This window comes from Chryseobacterium ginsenosidimutans (assembly GCF_024807225.1).
In the GTDB taxonomy this organism is placed as follows: Bacteria; Bacteroidota; Bacteroidia; order Flavobacteriales; family Weeksellaceae; genus Chryseobacterium; species Chryseobacterium ginsenosidimutans.
The window spans coordinates 1,215,515-1,236,550 of the sequence record NZ_JANUCO010000001.1 but is presented as its reverse complement, the minus strand read 5'-3'; the positions used below and the strand labels follow the sequence as shown (position 1 = coordinate 1,236,550).

Below are 21,036 nucleotides of genomic sequence, written 5' to 3'. Positions count from 1 at the left end.
TCACATATTTATTATCTTTGCGCTTTCAAATAAAAAATTATGAGTATCCACATTAGTGCAAAAAAAGGAGAAATTGCTAAAGTTGTGTTGCAGCCGGGAGATCCACTTCGTGCACAATATATTGCCGAAAACTTTTTGGAAGATGCAAAATTAGTAAGTAAAACAAGAGGGATTTTCTATTATACAGGTCTTTATAAAGGGAAAGAAATCTCTGTGGGAGCAAGCGGAATGGGCTTTCCGAGCATCGGGATTTATTCTTTTGAGCTGTATACAGAATATGAAGTGGAAACGATCATCAGAATCGGAACTTGTGGCGGATATTCGAGTGACGTGAAATTATTTGATATTTTAAATGTAGAAAACGCAGCCAGCGAAAGTACGTACGCAAAATTTGCATGGGGTTTTGATGAAGAACTGCTTCCTCACCAGGGAAATATTTTTAACATCATCAACGAAACGGCTGAAGAATTATCTTTAAAAGCTAATGCAACCAACATTCACAGCAGTGATATTTTTTACAGAAAAGATCCTGCAGTTCCTGCCATTGCAACAAAATACAACTGTCCTGCAGTAGAAATGGAAGCCTTCGGATTGTTTGCTAATGCTAAACATTTGGGTAAAAATGCTGCGACTATTCTTACGGTTTCAGATATTATTCCTACCAAAGAATTTATTTCGGCGGACGAAAGAGAAAAAGCGTTGAAACCAATGATAGAGCTGGCTTTAGAATCGGCATTGAAAGTGATTTAATAAGAATCAATTTATATAATTAAAAAGAGCTTTACTTGATCAGTAGAGCTCTTTTTTATATTCTGAAAAAATTTCTGGCAACTTCTGTTGTTTCATCAGCGACTTCGGAAATACTTATTTTCTTTATATGTGCGATCGTTTGTGCAACATAAGGAAGAAAAGACGGTTCGTTTCTGCGGTTTTGCATTCGTGGCATATTTTTCGGAAGCATAAAAGGCGCATCGGTTTCGATCATCATTCTGTCGAGCGGAACGTATTTTATAACTTCTTCCAAATGCCTGAATCTATTTTGATCGCTAATTGCTCCGGTAAATCCCAAATAAAATCCTTTATCCAGATATGTTTTTGCTTCATCCAAAGTTCCGGTAAAACAATGAACAACGGCTTTTGGAAGTTCTGATAAATATTCATCCGTAATTTCATTAAACCTTTTAAAAGCCGATCTTTCGTGGAGAAAAAGAGGTTTATTAATTTCGATTGCTAATTCCAATTGAGCGCGATAACATTTTTCCTGAACTGGTCTTGGTGAAAAATCTCTGTCAAAATCAAGTCCGCATTCTCCGACGGAAATGACGTGATCTTGCCTTAATAATTTTCGAAGCTCATCAATACTTTCATTGTTAAAAGATTTTGCATCATGAGGATGAATTCCCGCCGTTGAAAATAAAATTTCAGGATAATCTTCTGCAATTTCAGCCGATTCTTTGCTTCCACGCACGCTCGTTCCTGTGAGGATCATTTGTTCTACTCCATTGTCGAGAGCCCGATTGATGATTTCTTCGTGTTCGTTGTAGAATTGTTTATTGGTTAAATTGATACCAATATCGATAAATGTGTTCATTTTTTAATTGTTTTTATATATTTTTCTTTTGTCTTGAAACAAAAATTCAAGACTTGGAATCTGAATGCTAAAAATTAAAATTTAATCCTAAAATCCCCAAAACTTGCGCGAATTAAATATTTGCTCTTCGGTTCAACATTTATGTCGCGCTTCGAACAGTGGGAATTTTTTAACGGATCAAATTTGAATTTTCTTAACGCTTCAGCTTCCTATGTCGTTTTATTTAACTGTTAATTTCATATTTCCTCCATCATATTTTCCAATTTGCAAGTGCCGTTGATAGATTTGTAGGTCGGAAGTCCGCTTTCAGCAGAGATTCCGGCTCCGGTAAGAAAAGTGATATATCCTTGTTTTTCTTTAAGTATAGTCTTTAAAATTGATTGTAATTCTTCCATGATTTTTAATTAAAAAAAAGGGAAACAGGCAAGATTTGAACTCGCAATTTCTCTGGGTTTGAGACATTTTTCCATTTAAATTACTGCTTCCGTTTTGGGAGTACAGCAGGACTCGAACCTGCAACCTCTGATCAGTGAGGTCAGTGTTCTTCCATATTTAGAACTATGTACTCCTTGTGAAACGTGCGGGACTCGAACCCGCAACCTCTGACTTGGAAGGTCAGCACTCTTCCTTTGAGCTAACGTTTCTATTTTGGGAGATAAGCAGGAATCGAACCTGCAACTCATCTTAGCAAAATGTGTTTTTCCATTTATTACTATTATCTCCGTTTTGGAAAGCATGTGGGACTCGAACCCACGACCTCCTGCGTGTAAGACAGGTGCTCTTCCAGCTGAGCTAACGCTTTCTATATTTTACCAGTTATTAATTTTATAATTTTTCAATAAAACTCCACTGAAATAATTTCCGTTGATTCCTTCCAAAATCGGATGCAGAATTCTCGCAGCTCCATCCACAGAATCCAATGGCGGAATATATCCCTGTTCAAATTGTTTTTTTCTTAAACTTTCCTTCGCACCCGTAGAAATCCAGCCCACATCAACGGCACTCATATAAATCTGATCTTCTTCAAATTCTTTCGCAGAAGTAAGCGTCATCATATTCAAAGCCGCTTTTGTCATATTCGTGTGAGGATGGAACATCGTCTTATTATCGTAACTGAAAATACCTTCCGAAGATGTCACATTAATGATAAATCTTTCTTTAAAAGATGAGTTTTTCATTAAAGGTTTCAATTCTTTAATTAAGAAATAAGGAGCGATGTGATTAATTAAATTCACCTCAACCAATTCATACATTGAAACTTCTTCCAGCGTAGAATTCCAGCTTGTTTTATCACGGTTGTCGACAGGTTGTCCGAAACGTGTTAATTCAACTTTAGTTTCTTCATTTTGTGCATATTCCAATTTCCCTACTTCTTTGGAAATTGCTGTCTGATTCGGAATTAATTTTTGATTATTTTTAAACTCAACCAACATTTCGTTTTCACGTTTAATGATCGGAAGATAATACTGATCAGGATATTTGATGGTTTGTGCTGCATTGTTGATCAGAATATCAAGCGTATCAAAATTCGATTGATAAAAATCTATAAAATCCTGAATTGCCTTTAAATTTCTAAGATCCAAACCATACACCCAAAGTCGGTCTTTCCAGTCTTCATAATCTGCTTCCTGCTGCAAAGTTTCCAATGCCAAAGCCGGAAAACGGGTCGTCAAAACCAAATTGGCTCCGTTTCTCAATAATTTTAATGCTGTTGCAAATCCTACCTTTACACGTCCTCCCGTTAAGATTACGTTTCGCCCCGTTAAATCTGTTGATAGAAAACGTTTTTCATAGTTTTCTTCGGCACATTTCGGGCATAATCTTGTATAAAAAGAATGCGCATATTGATAGCTTTGGTTACAGCAGTAGCAGTTTCTTGGGTATCTGTAATTTTGTAAGCTGTGTTTCGTCTTTTTGATTGTCATAAAAAGCAGAAACTCCCGCCAAAGCCTTTTTCATTAATACCGATTCAGCATTAATTTCTAAGTCGTGCGACTTCATCTCGGAATAACTTTCGAGACGATTTTGTTTTTTGGCGTTCTTATGAATTTTCGTAATTAATCCTGAAAAAGTTTTATTGTCAGGATTAAGAAATGGCTCGTCTTTCAAGGCATGTAGAACCTTGAGACATGATTCCCATTCGTTTTGCGTAAAGTTTTGATTAGAAAAATCCATTGCTTTTTATTTTACGTTGACAAAATTACCTGCGTAATGCGCAATGTTTTTACGCAGAGAAAAGTTTTTTAAAATTATTCATTAATAAAAACTTCCAGAAACCCGATCAATTCCTTTCCACCGTGACTCCATCGGATTCCGTGCCCCCCTTTTTCCCTTATTTCGTAGACAAGTTCGTGTTTGTAATGAAAGAAAACATTCCACCATGTTTTATTTTGGAAAATATAATTGATTTTTTCCATTACGATTTGCTGTTTCTGTTGGTTATTTCCTTTTACTTCACCCCAAAATTGATCTTCCATTCTTCCGACGTGCTTTTCCCACGCTCTTTGCGCAATCGTAATTTCATCATTAAAAGATTTTTGACAAGCTTCCATCAGCTTATTTTGAAGCGGAGGAATTGCCGTTTCATCACGCAAACTTGCAGACGTTAATCTTTGTCCTAATATATTCAACCAATGTTCAAAGGGAATTTCTTCTAATTCTTTCGTTCTAACTTCATCTGAACTTTGACTTTCAAAAATGACAATGAATTTATTAAAACTTTCATCGCGGTCGATGTTGAGTTCTTCATTAAAAAAAGGCAGTTCCCAATCTAAATGTTGATCTTTAAATTTCTGAATATTTTCACTCAAACTTTTTAAATGTTCTTCAGCCAGAATTACATGATATTTTTCTTTCCATTCATCCGAAAATAATGGAATATATCTCTCAAATAAGTTCATGATTAAACCATTTTTATCAGATTACCAGAAAGCTTTTCTTCACCAATTAAATATCCTACAAGATTAAACCAATTTTTACAATGATCTAAAATCCAGGCATCGGAAGAAACGATTATTCCTTTGTTTTCGACTAAATATTTATCCGGATTAAATTCTAATTCCACTTCCCAATTAAGGCTATTTTCAGTAGCAAAATCCAAAATAATTTGTTTGATTCTTCCACTGTTGGAAACAGGTTTATCGAAAATCCAGACTAACTTTTCTGCTTTAGATTTTTGATAAAATGTGGCAACCAGTTCAATGGAAGTTTGAGTCTGATTCACTCTTTTATACGTTCCGTGAACACCCGAAAGATCCCGAAAACAACCATCAACACCTTCAAAAATATACGCTTCAGAAAGCAAGCTTTCCAATAGAATCAAAACATTAAAACCGTCCAAATACACCGTTTTATCTCTTACATCTGAAATTGCAAGTTGCTTCGATTTCCTGTTCTGAATTTGATTTTCCGAAGCGGAAGCCCCACGAATCACCTGAATTTGTCGGGTTTTTAAACGATAATGATTTCCAACCAATTCCGAAGAAGCCTTTTCGGCATAATTCTTACTCAACAAATAATACATATCCTGAACTGCCAGTTTCAGCTTCTCAATTTGCTTTTCAGAGCCAAATAATGTGTCATCGCCTGTATTTTTTCCACGGTTTCTGTTGTTCATGCTCAAATGTAGAAGTTATTTTTCAGAATAATTATAATAATTTTGCCTGCAAATTACTCGATATTTCAATGTCAATTTTATCTCTACCTTATAATATTGATTTTGTGCAGATTATTTTAATTTTTGATTTCAAATTGTTAAAATATTTTCAGAATTAACGAACTATTCCTATTATATTATAAAATAATCGAAAATAAATGTAAACAAACAGTCTCATATTAAAATTATTTTCCTACATTTAAATTGATTATTTTTTATTATCTGGCTTTCCATCATGGAAGGTCTTTTTTGTTTTCGAAACATTAGTCCTGATTTTGTTTTCCGGAAGTACTTTTTGGGTAAGTTAATTTTCAAAACCATTAATTTTAATTGAATTTTATCGTAAAAATCAACCTTAAAAAATCCATTCAAACCAATGAAAAACAAATAGATAAACCTTACCTTATCATATATAATAAGATATTAATAAAAATTCATCTCATATTGTGTAAAATTATTACATTTAGAAGCGATCATTTATAAAAAATAGAGTATAGAATTCTAATTTCTATTTATATCAATATTTTTTATTCAAAAGCGCAATCGATTGCATTAATCAACAAAAAATAAATAAAAAATGGCTGTTACAATTGGCAATAAAGAGTATTTTAAAGGCATTGAAAAAATTCAGTTTGAAGGCAGAGAATCCGATAATCCGTTAGCTTTCAAATTCTACGACGAAAATAAAGTAGTCCGCGGAAAAACAATGAAAGAATATTTCAAATTCGCGACCGCTTACTGGCATACATTCTGCGCAACAGGAGGAGATCCGTTCGGAGCACCCACACAACAATTTGATTGGTTGTCATCTTCTGATGCCCAACAAAGAGCTACCGAAAAAATGGATGCCGCTTTCGAATTTTTCACAAAATTAGGCGTTCCTTATTACTGCTTCCATGATTATGACTTAATTGATGAAGCAAATAATTTCACAGAATCTACAAAAAGACTGGAATTCATCACAGATTATGCGAAAGAAAAACAGGCAGCTTCAGGCGTAAAATTACTTTGGGGAACTTCAAACTGTTTCTCCAATCCAAGATTCATGAACGGTGCGGCAACCAATCCATCTTTTGATGTTTTGGCTTATGCAGGAGGTCAGGTGAAAAATGCATTGGATGCCACCATCAAATTAGGCGGCGAAAATTACGTTTTCTGGGGCGGTCGTGAAGGGTATATGTCTTTGTTGAATACCAATATGAAACGTGAGCAGGAACATATGGCAAAATTTTTACATGTAGCTAAAGATTACGCCCGTTCACAAGGTTTCAAAGGAACTTTCTTTATCGAACCAAAACCGATGGAACCTACAAAACATCAGTATGATTTTGATGCTGCAACGTGTCTGAATTTCCTTCGTCAATACGATTTATTGGGTGATTTTAAATTAAATATTGAAGTTAATCACGCTACTTTAGCGCAGCATACTTTTGAGCACGAACTTCAGGTTGCTGCTGATAATAACGTTTTGGGAAGCATCGACGCCAATCGCGGAGACTACCAAAATGGTTGGGATACAGATCAGTTTCCGGTAGATTTATATGAAATGACACAAGCGATGTTGGTCATCATTCAGGCTGGAGGTTTCCAAGGAGGAGGAGTAAATTTTGATGCTAAAATCAGAAGAAATTCAACGGATCTGGAAGATATTTTTGTAGCTCATATCAGCGGAATGGACAATTTTGCAAGAGCTTTCATGGCTGCAGATGCTATTTTAGAAAAATCAAAATATACAGAAATCAGAACCAACAGATATTCTTCTTTTGACAACGGAAAAGGAAAAGATTTCGAAGAAGGAAAATTATCACTTTTAGATCTGGCTTCTCATGCAGAAGGACTTGGAGAAGTTGGTAGAGAAAGCGGAAAACAGGAGTATCTGGAGAGTTTGATTAATCAATATTTATAATTTAAACACTGATAACACTAATAATTAGCACAAATATCACACGAATAAACAATTGTGATAGTTGTGAAAAAATTAGTCCTATTTGTGTTTAATATAAAACCTTTCACACAATTAAAACTACATGAAATTATGCAAATAATAGATTCCGGGCCGAAACATTCCTCAGGAGTAAAGGCAGAAATAAATATGACCTACGTCACGGTATTGACTTTGGTAGCGACTTTAGGCGGACTATTGTTCGGATATGACACCGCGGTAATTTCCGGAGCAGAAAAATCTCTTCAGGAATATCTGATTATTCCGTTGGGATTAAGCTCTCTCGTTCACGGAGCAACCATTTCAAGTGCATTGATCGGATGTATCATTGGTGGCGCTGTTTCAGGATATTTTTCAAGCAGATTGGGAAGAAAAAAATCGTTGATGGTTTCGGCGTTTTTATTTTTCATCAGTGCTTTGGGAGCGGCTTATCCGGAATTTTTGTTCTTTAAACAAGGTGAACATTCAATGGGAGTTTTACTGGCATTTAATTTTTACAGAATTATCGGCGGCATCGGAGTCGGATTGGCTTCAGCGGTTTGTCCGATGTATATTGGAGAAATTGCTCCTGCAGAAGTTCGTGGAAGATTGGTTTCTCTGAACCAGTTTGCCATTATTTTCGGAATGCTCGTCGTGTATTTTGTAAACTGGGGAATTGCCGACGGAAAATCGGTAGAATGGATCAACGAAATCGGATGGCGTTATATGTTTTTATCGTTAACGATTCCTGCTGCATTATTCGGGATTTTGTTGTTCTTTGTACCGGAAACTCCGAGATATTTAACTTTAATTAAAAAAGATGATGAGGCGCTTAAAATTTTAACCAAAATTAATGGACAGCTTCGTGGACATCAGATTTTTAGTGAAATAAAAGGAACCGTTGCCGAACATAAAAGTGAGATTTTCGCTTTCGGAAAAACAGTGATCGTCATTGGAATTTTACTCTCTGTTTTTCAACAGTTTGTGGGAATTAATGTCGCTTTATATTACGCGCCGAGAATTTTCGAAAGTATGGGAGTTCACAAAGACGCTTCCATGCTGCAGACTGTGGTAATGGGATTGGTGAATGTAGTTTTCACGGTTGTAGCCATCTTTACCGTTGATAAATGGGGAAGAAAACCACTTCTGATTGTCGGTTCTGTCGGTATGGCAATCGGTATGTTTGCGATCGCAATTTTCTCATATTTACACATCATCGGGATTGCAACTTTGGTTTTCATTATCGTTTATACAGCCTCTTTTATGATGTCTTGGGGACCGATTTGCTGGGTTTTAATCTCAGAACTTTTCCCTAATAAAATCAGAGGATCGGCGATTGCGATTGCAGTTGCGGCACAATGGGCGGCAAATTATTTAATTTCTTCCACTTATCCGTTTATGATGGAATTCAGTGGAGCTTTTACCTATGGTTTTTACGGAGTGATGAGTGTTTTGTCATTATTCTTTGTCTGGAAAATGGTTCCCGAAACCAAAGGAAAATCTTTAGAAGAAATTGAAAAACTTTGGAAAAAGTAAATATTTTTTATCTCAATAATTAGTTACATAAAGGGCATCGATTTTCGGTGCCCTTTTTGGTAGAATAAATCGCTTATTTTTATGATAATTAAGCTTACTTTTCCGTATAAATCAATTTGATTTTCAGCTCTTGTTACCTTTTATCTTAAGTAAATTTTAACCTTAAATATAATGAAATCAATTATTTAGATAAATTCAATATTTAATTTAAATTTAATCATCTATAATATTGTATAAAATGCATATTATTTCGTTTTTGATAGGTATAATTTGATTAAATTTACGTCAATAATGTACTTCATTCTGATGTACAGCAACAGCTTCAAAACAACTTGTATGAATAAAAAAAGTGCCACGATATACGATATTTCGAAAAAAATTAATGTAAGTGTGGCTACTGTTTCCAGAGCGCTAAACGATCATCCAAGAATAAGCCAGGCTACAAAAGATTTGGTGAAGAAAACTGCTAAAGAAATGAACTATAAGCAGAATAATCTTGCCAAAGCTTTAAAAAGCGGTGAAACAAAAAACGTAGGAATCATCGTTCCTTTCGTCAATACCAATTTCTTTTCGTCGGTCATCCGCGGAATTGAAGAGGAGCTTTCGCCATTTGGCTATCATGTGATCATCTGCCAAAGTCATGAAGATGTAACTATTGAAAAAAAGCATCTTAATACTTTGCTGAACGCTCAGGTTGACGGGATTTTCATGTCGGTTTCAAAAACGACTTTAGATACAGATCATATTCAGCATATTTTGGATACGACCAATACTCCCATTATCTTTTTCGACCGTAAAAAAGATATTCCGGGAATCAGCACTGTGACGATTGATGATTATCGTGGCGGTTATATGGCGACTGAACATTTAATTCAAGAAGGCTATAAAAATATCTGCCATTTTTCGGGTGACCTGAATCTTGAAATTTATCAGAATCGTTTAAATGGCTACAAACAGGCTTTAATTGATCATAATCTGGCTGTAAAAGAGGATAACATTATTGCAACCGGAAGTTCGATTGATGCCGGAATAGAAGCGATTAAAACACTTTGGGATCAAAAATCTATTCCTGATGCCATCTTTTCTGCGAGTGACTTTGCAGCTTTAGGCGCTTGTCAGGAACTAAAAAAACGTAAGATTAAAATTCCGCAGGAAGTAGCAGTGATCGGCTTTTCTAATGAACCTTTTACTCAATTTATGGAGCTTCCGATAAGTTCTGTCGACCAGACTCCCGTTACAATGGGAAAAATGGCAGGACAGGTCTTTTTGCAAAGTGTAAAAGAAAACGGTTCCGGAGTTTCTACAGAGAAAAAAGTGGTATTGGCTCCGCAGCTTTATATTAGAAAGTCATCGAAAAGGAGATAGTTTATTTTGTCTTGAAATAAAACTATTTGCTGGCGCAAGCGTCTTGCTTGTGTCTTTCCTGATGTATTTTGAAATTGAATATTTATGAGCACGAGCATGATGCTCGCGATAGTGGGGAATTAATAACAAATAAATATGACTAAAGTGATATAAAATGAATTTAGACGATCAATCACTTTACATTCTTCTTGGCAGTATAGGTCAAATTATTTTATCGCTGTTTTATAAAACATTGAAAAACACAAAAATATATTTGATAATATTAGTGTTTACAATCTTAATTGCCTTGCTTGGGTGTCTTAATATCAACCGTGAATCATTAAAAATGGCAAATGGTAATGCTGCTACATGGGCTTTCTTACCGTTATTTTTCATGATTTATTACTGGATATTAAGAAATTTATTCCGTATGATTTTCGGAAACGAACCTCTTATGACAGGTTATATGCAATCAAGCTGGGAACAAGGCGAGTACAGAAGATTACACATAGGAGATGCTTTTTTCACAATACTAACTTTAATTTTACCCTTCCTGACAACTTTACTTTTTTAATGAAGATTAAAAGATTTGCAGGCAGCAACTCCTTTGAAAGTACAATCAGCAACCACCATTAAAACCTCTCCATTTTATTAACCGATGTCGCGGATTTATAATCCGTGACTTTTTTATTGAATGCAAAGTATGGTTACAAATCTTCTAATGATTCAATTATAAAAATATTTTGTATTTTTAATAAAAACACAAATGTCTACAAAATATAAAGCGTTAGAAATTGACAAAGCATACTTTATTACCATTACAACTGTAGGATGGATCGATGTGTTTACAAGATTATCACAAAAAATAGTTATTATCGATTCTTTGAAATATTGTCAGTCTCAAAAAGGTCTCTCAATTTTTGCATATTGCATCATGTCAAATCATATCCATTTATTCTGTCGAGCTGATGGAAAATATACATTATCTGAGATCATGAGAGATTTAAAAAAATTCACTTCAAAAAAAATTATTGAAACAATACAATCTGAACCTGAAAGCCGCAAAGAATGGATGCTGGATTATTTTAAAAAGACCTGTGAACATCTTTCCAGAGGTCAAAATTTTAAAGTATGGCAAGATGGTTATCATGCAGAAGAAATTTTTTCTAATAAATGGATTAAAGAAAAAATTAACTACATTCATCAAAATCCTGTAAAGCAAAAAATCGTGGCAGAACCTGAACATTACTATTTTAGTAGCGCCAGAAATTATGCAGAATTAGATAATGCTTTGGATGTGTTTGTGGTTTTTATGGGGTGACTTCTTGTGTGTTACCGTCACGGATTGAAAATAATAAGCACGGATTACAAATCCGCGCTATCGAAATCTAAAATATATGTAAAAAACCGATGTCGCGGATTTGTAATCCGTGACTTTATGACGATATTCTAAGCGCCAATCTGGTATCAACATGTTAGAGTTATTGATTGTAAACCTATTATAAGACGAAGAATAAGCATGGATTGTAAATCCGCGCTATCCAATCCGCGCTATCCACAAAAAAGAAAATGCTCCCTACACGATGTAGAAAGCATTTTCAACCCTAATATTTAATATAATTAACCCATTACAAAGAGACACCTCGTCTCCATGGAATGAAATCATTCTGATTAAGAACGTCCGCTTTGGTTTTTACTTCGCCGCTGGCTACGTTGATGATGAGTTCCAGAAGTTCGTCTGCAGCTTCGGGAATAGTTTTTTCTCCGCTGATGACAGTACCTGCATTGAAATCAATGATGTCTGACATTTTTTCTGCCAAAATTGTGTTGGAAGAAATCTTCACAACCGGCGTAATAGGATTTCCCATCGGAGTTCCAAGACCTGTGGTGAAAAGCACCACTGTTGCACCTGAACCGACTAAAGCCGTTGTACATTCGGCATCATTTCCTGGTGTACACAAAAGATTCAGACCTGGTTTTGTGGCGTATTCTGTAAAATCGAGAACTTCCACAATTGGTGCTGCTCCTCCTTTTTTGGATGCTCCTGCAGATTTCATGGCGTCGGTAATTAAACCATCCTTGATATTTCCGGGAGACGGATTCATATCAAATCCTGATCCTGCCGCAACAACAGAGGCTTCAAAATCTTTCATCAGTTTCAGGAATTTTACACCGTCTTCATCGTTGATGCAACGGTTGACCAACTCCTGCTCTACTCCACACAATTCGGGGAACTCAGCAAGCATGGTTGTTCCGCCAACTGCCGCCATAATATCTGAAACTTCACCCAAAACAGGGTTTGCAGAAATTCCTGAGAAACCGTCTGAACCACCGCATTCCAAACCTATGTTCAGTTTAGTGATAGAAGCTGGTTTTCTCTCTATTTCATTGGCTTTTTTAATGCCTTCATAAGAATCTTTGATAACGCCTGTCAACATTTCATCGATAGTACCCGATTTTTGCTGTTCGTAAACGACGATCGGTTTTTTATTATTTGGAGCCAATGCATGCAATGAATCCATGAAAATCTGAACCTGAAGATTCTGACAACCTAAGCTGAGAACCGTAGCTCCTGCAACATTCGGGTTGTTGACATATCCTGCAAACAATCTTCCCAATGCTTCAGCGTCCTGACGAATTCCGCCACAACCGCCTTGGTGCGTGATGAATCTTGCGTCGATGTTTTTAAATATTCTTGTATCCGGTTCTTCTTCTTCAACTTCAACAGTTGCACCGCCGTTTAATAACGAACGCAGTAATAACTGATGTTTGCTGGCTTTATCGTGAAGCAATTCTTTTTCAAAAATATCTTTCAGTGTTTCAATATTTTTGTTTTCGCAGAATACCAACGGGAAAAACAGCCACACGTTTTCTGTACCTACCTGTCCGTCTTCACGGTGATAGCCCATAAAAGTACGGTCTTTCCACTTGTCTACATTGGGTGGAGTCCATCCCAAAGTTTCGGTTTTCCCGACTACTTTTGCACTTTGGTGTTTTACGTTTTCGGTGGTAATCACTTCGCCCTTTTTGATGGACTGGTTGGCTTTCCCAACGATTACGCCATACATTAAAATATGGTCGCCATCCTCAAAATCTACGGCAGCGAATTTATGTTTTGCTTTAATATCTTTAAGAATCGTATAATCTGTACCGTCTAAGTGCACCGATTCTCCGGCTGGCAAATCCAACAGCGCTACAATCACGTTGTCTTTGGGATTTACTTTCAGTACTTTCTTTTGCATGATTTTTTAAGAATAAAATTGAATAAAGTTTTTGTAGGCAGTTTCCATATCATTGTGGTCGATTTCGTACAATGCTTTTGCAACTGCGGCTTTCAGACCTTCAACTTGTGTAAGGTCGGTATCCCAGAACAATTTTTCGCTCAATGCCTGTTCTGAAACTATTTCGTAATCTTCGTTTTTCCAGATTTCTTTGAATCTGTTCACGATCGCTTCTTCGTCATTCAGAGGAAGAGATTTTTCACCAAAACTTCCCTGATAGAATCTAATTAAACTTGCCAGAGAGAACGTTAAGTTCAACGGAAGTCTGTTATTTCTTTCAGCATACGTCAACAAACTCGGAACCACTCTTACTTTAAATTTAGATACAAAATATAAAGCGATGCTCGCCAAATGATGCTTGATGAAAGGGTTTCTGAAACGGTCGAAAACTTCTTCTGCAAATTCTTTCAGTTCAGTTTCATCTAAACCTAAAGTCTGATTGACTTCATTGAATATCGATTCGCTCAAAAATGTTCCGATAAACTGGTCATCGATTGCTTCTTTTACGATTTCTTTTCCTGCTAAAATGGCCGGAGCCAACATCAAAGTATGTCCGCCATTCAGAATTCTTACTTTTCTCAAACGGTATGGCTGAATATCATCCACCACCAAAATCTGTTCGTTGATTTTATCGAATGGAATTCTCTGTTTTAAATCTTCACCTCCCTGAATCACCCATAAAAGGAATGTTTCAGAAACCACCATCATCGGATCTTCGTAATCCAGTTGGTCTTCATATGTTGCAGCATCATCTTTTGGATATCCCGGAACGATTCTGTCTACCAATGTATTATGAAAATAATTGCTTTGTTCAATCCATTGCGCAAAACCATCTTCTAAATTCCAAAGTTGGGCATATTTTAAAATAATACCTTTTAAAACAATCGCATTTTCTTCGATCAGTTCGCAAGGAATAATTCTCAACCCTTTATCTGCTGCTCCATTAAAATACTTATATCTTTCATGAAGTAAAACCGCTACTTTCGCAGGGAAATTTTTGTGCGGACCTTCGTAGGTATTTTCAGTTTCGTCGTAAGCAATTCCGGTTTCGGTTGTATTTGAAAAAACAAATTCAAGCTCTTCTTCTTTTGCTAATTCTAAAAAATCACTGTAATCTACATAAGGATTAATCGATTTTTGAATCGCTGAAATCACGCATTTCTCATCGATGATTTCTCCTTTTTTAATTCCTCTTGAAAATAAAGTATACAAATTCCCCTGTTCTTCCAATTTATGAACTGAGCCATTCGGAGTAGGTTGTATATTGACAATTCCTGCATTGAAACCTGCTTCATTATTTAGTTTATCAATCACATAATCTGTAAATCCGCGCATGAAGTTTCCTCCACCGAACTGTACGATTTTGATTGGTAATTTTGTATCGAGTCCGCTATTCTGGCGGTTTAATTTCTGTTTTGTCTGATTTTCCATCTTCTTCTTGATGATTTTTTTAACGCAAAGTCCGCAAAGATTTTTGGACAAAATGCTGTATATTTTTAAGTTCGCAAAGGCGTTTCACTTAAAAAAGAACTCAAAGTTATTTTCAAACCTTCAAGGTTTTTGAAACTTTGAAGGTTTAAATTTTTATTATTGTTATTTACTAATCACTTTATATTTTGGAACCAATGACTTCATTACGACCCAAGCAATCAGATAAGCGACTGCACAAACTGAGAAAATGATCATATATCCTTTATCAATTCCGTCTGAAACTACTGCTCCTGACTTTTCTAACTGCTCAAAGAAACCGTCCGGTAAACGATCATCAATATATTGCGGATATTTTTCCAACAAAGGAACTCCATCAACCGTCGACCAAGCTTTGTGTGCATGATCAAATAAAACTCCTGAAGATTTATTAATTAAAAATGATCCGATTCCACCTGCCATTCCGCCAATTCCTGTGATAGTGGCAATGGCTTTTTTCGGGAACATATCTCCTACTGTAGAGAAAATATTTGCTGACCAAGCTTGGTGAGCTGCTCCTGCGACGCCGATAATTAAAACAGGAATCCAGTACGTTGCTGTTCCTAAAGGCTGCGCTAAAAGTGCCAATAAAGGGAAAAATGCGAAAATCAACATCGCTTTCATTCTTCCGTTGTAGGCGTTCATTCCTTTCTTTTCAACAAAATATTTTGGAAGCCATCCTCCAATGATTGACAGCAAAGTAATCATGTACAATACGAATAATGGCAATGCACTTTGTGTGGAATCCATCCCGTAAACCGAACTTAAATACGCGGGAGTCCAGAATAAAAAGAACCACCAAACTCCGTCTGTCATGAACTTTCCAAAGGCAAAAGCCCAAGTTTGTCTGTAGCTGAAACATTCTCTGAACGTAAATACTTTTTCCGGAACTGAAGTATCTTCATTCGGAAGATCGTCCTGATCCTGATTGATATACGTTAATTCATGTTCATTAACTCTTTTATGTAAATGAGGTTTTTTGTAAACAAATACCCAAAGTCCCATCCAGATAAATCCTAAAGCACCAATGATGATAAATGCCCATTCCCAACCCATTGATTTTGCAATAAAAGGGATTGTAAGTGGTGCTGCCAAAGCTCCCACCGTTGCTCCTGCATTCCAGATACTTGTAGAAAATGCTCTGTCTTTTTTAGGAAAATATTCTGCTGTGGTTTTGATTGCTGCCGGAAAATTTCCTGCTTCACCAATTGCCAGTACAAAACGTGCAAAAATGAATAGCGTTACACTCGTACTAATAATTGCAGATGTGTTGGAAACTGTACCTATCAATTCTTTAGAACCATGAAAACCAGCTGTCCAACTTCCTGTAAGAATTCCTGAAGTAGCAACACCACAGAATGCATGTAAAACGGCACCAATAGACCAAACTCCGATTGCCCAAAGGAAACCTTTTTTGGTATCCATAAAGTCTACGAATTTTCCTGCGAAAAGCATTCCTACTGCATAAAATATAGAAAATAATGCAGTGATATTTCCGTAATCATTATTGTTCCAATGAAATTCTGGTGCGATAAAATCTTTCCACGTTAATGATAAAACCTGACGATCCAGATAATTGATCGTTGTAGCTAAAAATAGCAGCAAACATATCGTCCATCTGTATGTAGTCGGCTTAAGAGATTTAACTGAACTCATATTAATTTTTAGAATTTAGTTATTATTTTAAAGTCTGAATGATATCCAGAACTTTCTTAGTTTCACTTTCTATCGTTGCATAGTCTTTGGCAAGCATCAATTCTTTGCTTACCAACTTGCTTCCCATTCCCACAGCAGAAACACCTGCTTTGAACCAGCTGTCGATGCTTTCTTTTGTAGTATCAACGCCTCCGGTCGGCATAAATTTCAGATTAGGGAAAACATCTTTGATGGCACTCATAAATCCTGGTCCTAAAGCATTCCCCGGAAATAATTTAATGAAAGTTACGCCTGCAGTTTCAGCTGCGATAATTTCTGTAGGTGTCATACAACCCGGACTGTACAACAAATCTTTCGGAATTAAAAATGCTGCAACTTCCGCTACAAAACCCGGACTGATAAAAAAATCAGCACCCGCTTTGTAATATTCTTCTGCTTGCTTTACATTTTTGATCGTCCCGATTCCGAGAAGCATTTCAGGCATTTCGGCGTTACGGACTTCTACCATTTTTGTAAAATTACTCAACGCAGCCTCTCCCCGGCTGGTGTATTCCACCGCACGGATTCCTGCTTTGTAAAGCGATTTTAATATTTCTAAAGTTACCGTTTCATCAGCATTGTAATACAGAGGCAAAGCTCCCTGATTGATGATGGTGTTTGTAACCAATTGAATTTTTGTCATTTTGTTTTAATTATTTTGTTAAAATAATCTTTGATGGGGTTTTATCCATCCTTTGGTATACTGTCCTGTTGAGGACATTATTAAAATATGGTTTTCTTCCACCCATTAGGGTTGGGGAAAAGAAGAAAATTGAATTTTTCTCTTTTTTAAATTTTATTTGATAGGATTTTATCCTATCCTTTGCTAAATCGTCCCTTTGGGACTTTTTATGCTTTATTTTTTGAACACAGAGTTCACAAAGTTTTTTTTCTGCTTACTTTTTTTTAGTTTCACAAAGCCGCTTCGCTTATATAAGACACCGAATGTTTATATGATGACTTCTTTTATTTTGAAAAACATCTTAAGCTAATTGCCATCAGCAAGAAGCCAAAAGCGAAAAACTACCTTTTGATTCTTCCTCCGGAATTACCGGCCATTACTTCGAGAATATCTTCTGCGCTGCAGTAATTGATGTCGCCTAAAATAGTGTGTTTGATGGCGCAGGCTGCGTTGGCAAAATTTAAAGCTTTTTCGTCATCGAAATTTAATAAACCATAAATAAGACCTGCGGCAAAGGCATCTCCCGTTCCGATTCTATCGACTACGTTGTCTATTTCTATAAATTTAGTTTCAACATAATTTCCGTTAATCAAAGCTCTTCCCTGTGTTTGCTGAGAACTCGCTGTAACCCCGATTCTTATTTTGTCGAAAATTTTATGAACGGATGGACATTGTTTTTTTAATTCTTCACAAGCTTCTAAGAAACCTTGTTGATCTGATGAAAACTGAGTTCCCAAAATTTCATTAATTTCATTCACTCCACCAATGAAAATCGTTGAGTAAGAAACCAATTCTTTTAAAACCTCATTTCCGTTTTTGCCGTATTTCCAAAGGTTCGAGCGGTAAGCAGGATCAGTTGTAACCTCGATTCCCATTTCACGAGCCGTTAACAAACCTTCATTCAAAGTTTCGTACGCACCTTCCGAAATTCCCGGGCTGATGCCTGTCCAGTGGAAATAGTCGCAACCTTCCAAAGCTTTTTTCCAGTCTATCTGCTCGGGTTTGATGTTGGCAAAAGAACCGTTCAGTCTGTTGTAAGCAATTCTGCTCGCACGAACGGATGCCCCAACTTCAAGGAAATATAAACCTAAAGGATGTTCGTTTTTATTGATGAAAGTTGTATCAATCCCAAAGCTTTTGATGAAAGACAATGCAGATTCTCCCACAAAATCGTCAGAAACATTACTGATGTGCGTTACGTCGCAACCCATTGTTGCCAATGAGGAAGCTACGTTGAGTTCAGTTCCGCCGAAAAAGAATTCCATCTCGTGGCTCTGTTTCATTGTTTTGTTTCCGGGAGGTGAAAGCCTCATGATTACTTCACCGAAAGTAAGTATTTTGCTAGCCATATTTTAAATACTCTGTTTAATATCTGTTTTTATTTAAACGCAAAGTGCGCTAAGATTTTTTTAAAACTTGATGTATATTTTTAAGTGCGCAAAGGCGTTTCACTCAGCCAAGCTCACAAAGATTTTCAAGTTGAGAAAAATTGCAGATATGAAAATTATTGTTTTTTTGAACCATTAAAATTTTAAGCTTTAAAACTTAACTCCTTAATGTTTCAAATTTTTTTTTATCTCTCTCAGATTGAGCAAATTTGGCAGATTTAAAAATGATCTGCGTAATCAGCTCAATCTGAGAGAGCCTTTATATCATTCGAAATTTAAAAATCAAAATAATTTTTAGCATTATGATAACAGATATCGGAAATGGTTTTCCCGATCAGTTTCCATATCATCCGGCAATTCGCCGTTTTTCATTTCTTCTCCGAAAAGATTACACAATACTCTTCTGAAGTATTCGTGTCTTGGGTAAGATAAGAAACTTCTTGAATCTGTCAACATTCCAACGAAACAGCTGATTAATCCCATGTTTGAAAGGGCATTCATCTGCTTGATCATTCCATCTTTTTGATCCAAAAACCACCATCCGGAACCGAATTGTACTTTTCCTTTGATACTTCCGTCATTGAAATTCCCGATCATCGTCGCGAAAATTTCGTTGTCGGCAGGATTTAAGTTATATAGAATTGTTTTGGTCAGTTTATCTTTTCCGTCTAAAGCGTTTAACAATTTAGACAAAGTTTCAGCCTGTACGAAGTCACCGATAGAATCCCATCCCGTATCCGGACCTAAAATTCTGTGCATTCTTTCGTTGTTGTTTCTCAAAGCTCCCAAGTGGAACTGCTGAACCCATCCGAATTTATGGTAAGTTTCTCCCAAGAACAGCAAAATCGCAGTTTTGAACTGATTTACCTGCTTTTCAGCAATTACTTTTCCTGAAATTTTATCATTAAAAATCGCAATTATTTCTGCTTCTGTAGCTTCTTCGAAAGAAATATTGTTCAATCCGTGGTCGCATAATCTGCATCCGTTTTCGTGGAAATATTCTACTCTTTTTAATAAAGCATCGCACAAAGTCTGGTAAGAATTGATTTCAAGTCCAGCCGATTCGCCCAATTTAGAAATATAATCTGCGAAGTTGTGGTTTTCAATTAAAATTGCTTTATCAGGACGGAAAGCGGTGCTCACTTTAATGCTGAAATCACTTTTCGCCAAATCCTGATGGTAATTTAAAACATCAATCGGATCTTCTGTGGTGCACAAAGATTCTACGTTCATCATTTTAAGCAAACCTCTTGTCGACTTTTCCGGAGTCTGAAGCTGTGCCGTGATGTTGTCGTAAATATCTGATGCGTTTTTTTCGTTTAACAATTCATCAATTCCGAAATAACGCTTTAATTCTAAATGCGTCCAGTGGTACAAAGGATTTCTCAACGTATAAGGAACCGTTTTTGCCCAAGCCTCGAATTTTTCTTTGTCAGAAGCATCACCTGTGATAAACTTTTCGTTCACTCCCATCGTACGCATTGCACGCCATTTGTAATGATCGCCCGCAATCCACACTTTAGAAATATTTTCGAAAACCGTATCTTCAGCAATATCTTTAGGAATCAAATGATTATGATAATCGATGATCGGCTGTTTTTCTGCGAAGTTGAAATATAATTCTTCCGCGTATTTATTTTGTAATAAAAAATTATCTGTAATAAAAGATTTCATTCTAGTAAAATTCTTGTGTTATTCATTAGCCGGTTTCCCGATGGTCGCCAAAATTCCGCCATCAACGTAAATAATCTGTCCGTTGATAAATCTGCTCGCATCTGAAGCTAAGAAAATAGCCGTACCTGCAAGATCTTCGGGATTTCCCCATCTTCCTTCCGGAGTTCTGCTAATGATAAAATCGTTGAACGGATGACCGTCTACTCTGATTGGTTTCTGTCTGCGACGTTGCAAAATATCCGGGACCGATTCCGTTCACCTGAATATTATGTTTTGCCCATTCTGTTGCTAAATTTTTGGTAAGCATTTTCAGACCGCCTTTTGCAGAAGCGTATGCTACTACATTATCGCGGCCAAGCTCACTCATCATAGAGCAAATATTGATAATTTTACCGGATTTTCTTTTAATCATGTGTTTCCCAACCAGTTGAGACATAATGAAAGGACCGGTAAGATCTACATCGATTACTTTTCTAAAGTCTGCAACATCCATCTCCAAAGCCGGAACACGCTTGATAATTCCTGCATTATTGACCAGGATGTCTATTTTCCCATGTGTAGCAAGCATTAATGCTACTTTCTGAGCGGCTTCCAATTCGTCTGTCACATCAAAAAGATAACCTGTCGCACTATATCCTTTGCTGTGATAATATGCTAAAGCTTCATCTAATTTTGAGGGAGTTGTACTTGTAATTGCCAGTTCAGCACCTGCAGCGGCAAGACCTTCAGCCATTGCCATTCCTAATCCGTGAGTACCGCCGGTTACAACGGCTACTTTTCCGGATAAATCGAATAAATTCAT

Annotated in this window: 17 protein-coding genes, 4 tRNA genes and 2 pseudogenes; 6 read left to right on the top strand and 17 right to left on the bottom strand. The window is 36.3% G+C overall.

The window, feature by feature from the left end; genetic code table 11:
• Positions 1 to 39: 39 nt before the first annotated feature.
• Complete coding sequence (gene deoD, locus J3D55_RS05995; RefSeq protein WP_259129151.1) at positions 40 to 750, top strand: purine-nucleoside phosphorylase; 711 nt, start codon at positions 40 to 42, stop codon at positions 748 to 750.
• A gap of 55 nt (positions 751 to 805) precedes the next feature.
• Here the strand turns inward: deoD and J3D55_RS05990 are convergent, their stop codons facing one another.
• The 10 genes from J3D55_RS05990 to J3D55_RS05945 form a co-directional block, all read right to left on the bottom strand.
• Positions 806 to 1,591: a TatD family hydrolase gene (locus tag J3D55_RS05990; RefSeq protein WP_259129146.1), complete on the bottom strand. Its 786-nt coding sequence runs from the start codon at positions 1,589 to 1,591 to the stop codon at positions 806 to 808.
• 236 nt (positions 1,592 to 1,827) lie between these two features.
• Entirely contained in the window at positions 1,828 to 1,986 is a 159-nt protein-coding gene (locus J3D55_RS05985; protein ID WP_259129144.1) for a hypothetical protein, read from the bottom strand.
• A gap of 20 nt (positions 1,987 to 2,006) precedes the next feature.
• Positions 2,007 to 2,076: transfer RNA gene (locus J3D55_RS05980), tRNA-Val, on the bottom strand.
• 87 nt (positions 2,077 to 2,163) lie between these two features.
• A tRNA-Gly gene (locus tag J3D55_RS05975) sits at positions 2,164 to 2,235 on the bottom strand.
• Positions 2,236 to 2,242: 7 nt separating this feature from the next.
• Positions 2,243 to 2,313 (bottom strand) — tRNA-Ser (locus J3D55_RS05970).
• A 9-nt stretch (positions 2,314 to 2,322) separates the two neighbouring features.
• Positions 2,323 to 2,393: transfer RNA gene (locus tag J3D55_RS05965), tRNA-Val, on the bottom strand.
• Between the two features lie 7 nt (positions 2,394 to 2,400).
• Complete coding sequence (locus J3D55_RS05960) at positions 2,401 to 3,516, bottom strand: SDR family NAD(P)-dependent oxidoreductase (protein WP_259129143.1); 1,116 nt, start codon at positions 3,514 to 3,516, stop codon at positions 2,401 to 2,403.
• Complete coding sequence (locus J3D55_RS05955) at positions 3,449 to 3,766, bottom strand: hypothetical protein (protein ID WP_259129141.1); 318 nt, start codon at positions 3,764 to 3,766, stop codon at positions 3,449 to 3,451. Before J3D55_RS05955 ends, J3D55_RS05960 begins: the two co-directional genes overlap by 68 nt.
• 74 nt (positions 3,767 to 3,840) lie before the next feature.
• On the bottom strand, positions 3,841 to 4,491 hold the full coding sequence (locus J3D55_RS05950; RefSeq protein ID WP_259129135.1) for a tRNase toxin domain-containing protein: 651 nt from the start codon (positions 4,489 to 4,491) through the stop codon (positions 3,841 to 3,843).
• Positions 4,492 to 4,493: 2 nt separating this feature from the next.
• Entirely contained in the window at positions 4,494 to 5,207 is a 714-nt protein-coding gene (locus J3D55_RS05945) for a DUF434 domain-containing protein (protein WP_259129133.1), read from the bottom strand.
• 616 nt (positions 5,208 to 5,823) lie between these two features.
• Between J3D55_RS05945 and xylA the strand changes: the two genes are divergently transcribed.
• The 5 genes from xylA (at position 5,824) to J3D55_RS05920 (ending at position 11,368) form a co-directional block, all read left to right on the top strand.
• On the top strand, positions 5,824 to 7,152 hold the full coding sequence (xylA, locus tag J3D55_RS05940; RefSeq protein ID WP_259129131.1) for a xylose isomerase: 1,329 nt from the start codon (positions 5,824 to 5,826) through the stop codon (positions 7,150 to 7,152).
• A 129-nt stretch (positions 7,153 to 7,281) separates the two neighbouring features.
• Positions 7,282 to 8,703 carry a D-xylose transporter XylE gene (xylE, locus tag J3D55_RS05935; RefSeq protein WP_259129129.1) on the top strand — a complete coding sequence of 474 codons (1,422 nt, stop codon included), beginning with the start codon at positions 7,282 to 7,284 and terminating at the stop codon, positions 8,701 to 8,703.
• Between the two features lie 336 nt (positions 8,704 to 9,039).
• Positions 9,040 to 10,068: a LacI family DNA-binding transcriptional regulator gene (locus J3D55_RS05930; RefSeq protein ID WP_259129128.1), complete on the top strand. Its 1,029-nt coding sequence runs from the start codon at positions 9,040 to 9,042 to the stop codon at positions 10,066 to 10,068.
• A 154-nt stretch (positions 10,069 to 10,222) separates the two neighbouring features.
• Positions 10,223 to 10,621 (top strand): hypothetical protein, encoded by a 399-nt coding sequence (locus J3D55_RS05925; RefSeq protein WP_259129126.1) that lies wholly within the window; start codon positions 10,223 to 10,225, stop codon positions 10,619 to 10,621.
• A gap of 192 nt (positions 10,622 to 10,813) precedes the next feature.
• Positions 10,814 to 11,368: an REP-associated tyrosine transposase gene (locus J3D55_RS05920; RefSeq protein WP_259129124.1), complete on the top strand. Its 555-nt coding sequence runs from the start codon at positions 10,814 to 10,816 to the stop codon at positions 11,366 to 11,368.
• Positions 11,369 to 11,675: 307 nt separating this feature from the next.
• Here J3D55_RS05920 and J3D55_RS05915 read toward each other — a convergent pair whose 3' ends face one another.
• From J3D55_RS05915 to J3D55_RS05885, 7 genes and pseudogenes are all read right to left on the bottom strand, one after another.
• Positions 11,676 to 13,289 carry a UxaA family hydrolase gene (locus J3D55_RS05915; protein ID WP_259129123.1) on the bottom strand — a complete coding sequence of 538 codons (1,614 nt, stop codon included), beginning with the start codon at positions 13,287 to 13,289 and terminating at the stop codon, positions 11,676 to 11,678.
• Between the two features lie 6 nt (positions 13,290 to 13,295).
• Positions 13,296 to 14,759 carry a tagaturonate reductase gene (locus tag J3D55_RS05910; RefSeq protein ID WP_259129121.1) on the bottom strand — a complete coding sequence of 488 codons (1,464 nt, stop codon included), beginning with the start codon at positions 14,757 to 14,759 and terminating at the stop codon, positions 13,296 to 13,298.
• Between the two features lie 162 nt (positions 14,760 to 14,921).
• Positions 14,922 to 16,451: an MFS transporter gene (locus J3D55_RS05905; protein ID WP_259129119.1), complete on the bottom strand. Its 1,530-nt coding sequence runs from the start codon at positions 16,449 to 16,451 to the stop codon at positions 14,922 to 14,924.
• 22 nt (positions 16,452 to 16,473) lie between these two features.
• A complete protein-coding gene (locus J3D55_RS05900; RefSeq protein WP_259129113.1) occupies positions 16,474 to 17,133 on the bottom strand; it encodes a beta/alpha barrel domain-containing protein in 660 nt (219 codons plus the stop codon).
• 380 nt (positions 17,134 to 17,513) lie between these two features.
• On the bottom strand, positions 17,514 to 18,521 hold the full coding sequence (locus tag J3D55_RS05895; protein WP_259129111.1) for a sugar kinase: 1,008 nt from the start codon (positions 18,519 to 18,521) through the stop codon (positions 17,514 to 17,516).
• A gap of 314 nt (positions 18,522 to 18,835) precedes the next feature.
• Positions 18,836 to 20,234 (bottom strand): annotated as a pseudogene (gene uxaC, locus J3D55_RS05890) (glucuronate isomerase).
• Between the two features lie 18 nt (positions 20,235 to 20,252).
• Positions 20,253 to 21,036 (bottom strand): annotated as a pseudogene (locus tag J3D55_RS05885) (gluconate 5-dehydrogenase).

Bases quoted from the DNA above. Each gene is read 5' to 3' on its own strand.
- deoD (WP_259129151.1), top strand. From the start codon at position 40: ATGAGTATCCACATTAGTGCAAAAAAAGGAGAAATTGCTAAAGTTGTG.
- J3D55_RS05990 (WP_259129146.1), bottom strand. From the start codon at position 1,591: ATGAACACATTTATCGATATTGGTATCAATTTAACCAATAAACAATTC.
- J3D55_RS05985 (WP_259129144.1), bottom strand. From the start codon at position 1,986: ATGGAAGAATTACAATCAATTTTAAAGACTATACTTAAAGAAAAACAA.
- J3D55_RS05960 (WP_259129143.1), bottom strand. From the start codon at position 3,516: ATGACAATCAAAAAGACGAAACACAGCTTACAAAATTACAGATACCCA.
- J3D55_RS05955 (WP_259129141.1), bottom strand. From the start codon at position 3,766: ATGGATTTTTCTAATCAAAACTTTACGCAAAACGAATGGGAATCATGT.
- J3D55_RS05950 (WP_259129135.1), bottom strand. From the start codon at position 4,491: ATGAACTTATTTGAGAGATATATTCCATTATTTTCGGATGAATGGAAA.
- J3D55_RS05945 (WP_259129133.1), bottom strand. From the start codon at position 5,207: ATGAACAACAGAAACCGTGGAAAAAATACAGGCGATGACACATTATTT.
- xylA (WP_259129131.1), top strand. From the start codon at position 5,824: ATGGCTGTTACAATTGGCAATAAAGAGTATTTTAAAGGCATTGAAAAA.
- xylE (WP_259129129.1), top strand. From the start codon at position 7,282: ATGCAAATAATAGATTCCGGGCCGAAACATTCCTCAGGAGTAAAGGCA.
- J3D55_RS05930 (WP_259129128.1), top strand. From the start codon at position 9,040: ATGAATAAAAAAAGTGCCACGATATACGATATTTCGAAAAAAATTAAT.
- J3D55_RS05925 (WP_259129126.1), top strand. From the start codon at position 10,223: ATGAATTTAGACGATCAATCACTTTACATTCTTCTTGGCAGTATAGGT.
- J3D55_RS05920 (WP_259129124.1), top strand. From the start codon at position 10,814: ATGTCTACAAAATATAAAGCGTTAGAAATTGACAAAGCATACTTTATT.
- J3D55_RS05915 (WP_259129123.1), bottom strand. From the start codon at position 13,289: ATGCAAAAGAAAGTACTGAAAGTAAATCCCAAAGACAACGTGATTGTA.
- J3D55_RS05910 (WP_259129121.1), bottom strand. From the start codon at position 14,759: ATGGAAAATCAGACAAAACAGAAATTAAACCGCCAGAATAGCGGACTC.
- J3D55_RS05905 (WP_259129119.1), bottom strand. From the start codon at position 16,451: ATGAGTTCAGTTAAATCTCTTAAGCCGACTACATACAGATGGACGATA.
- J3D55_RS05900 (WP_259129113.1), bottom strand. From the start codon at position 17,133: ATGACAAAAATTCAATTGGTTACAAACACCATCATCAATCAGGGAGCT.
- J3D55_RS05895 (WP_259129111.1), bottom strand. From the start codon at position 18,521: ATGGCTAGCAAAATACTTACTTTCGGTGAAGTAATCATGAGGCTTTCA.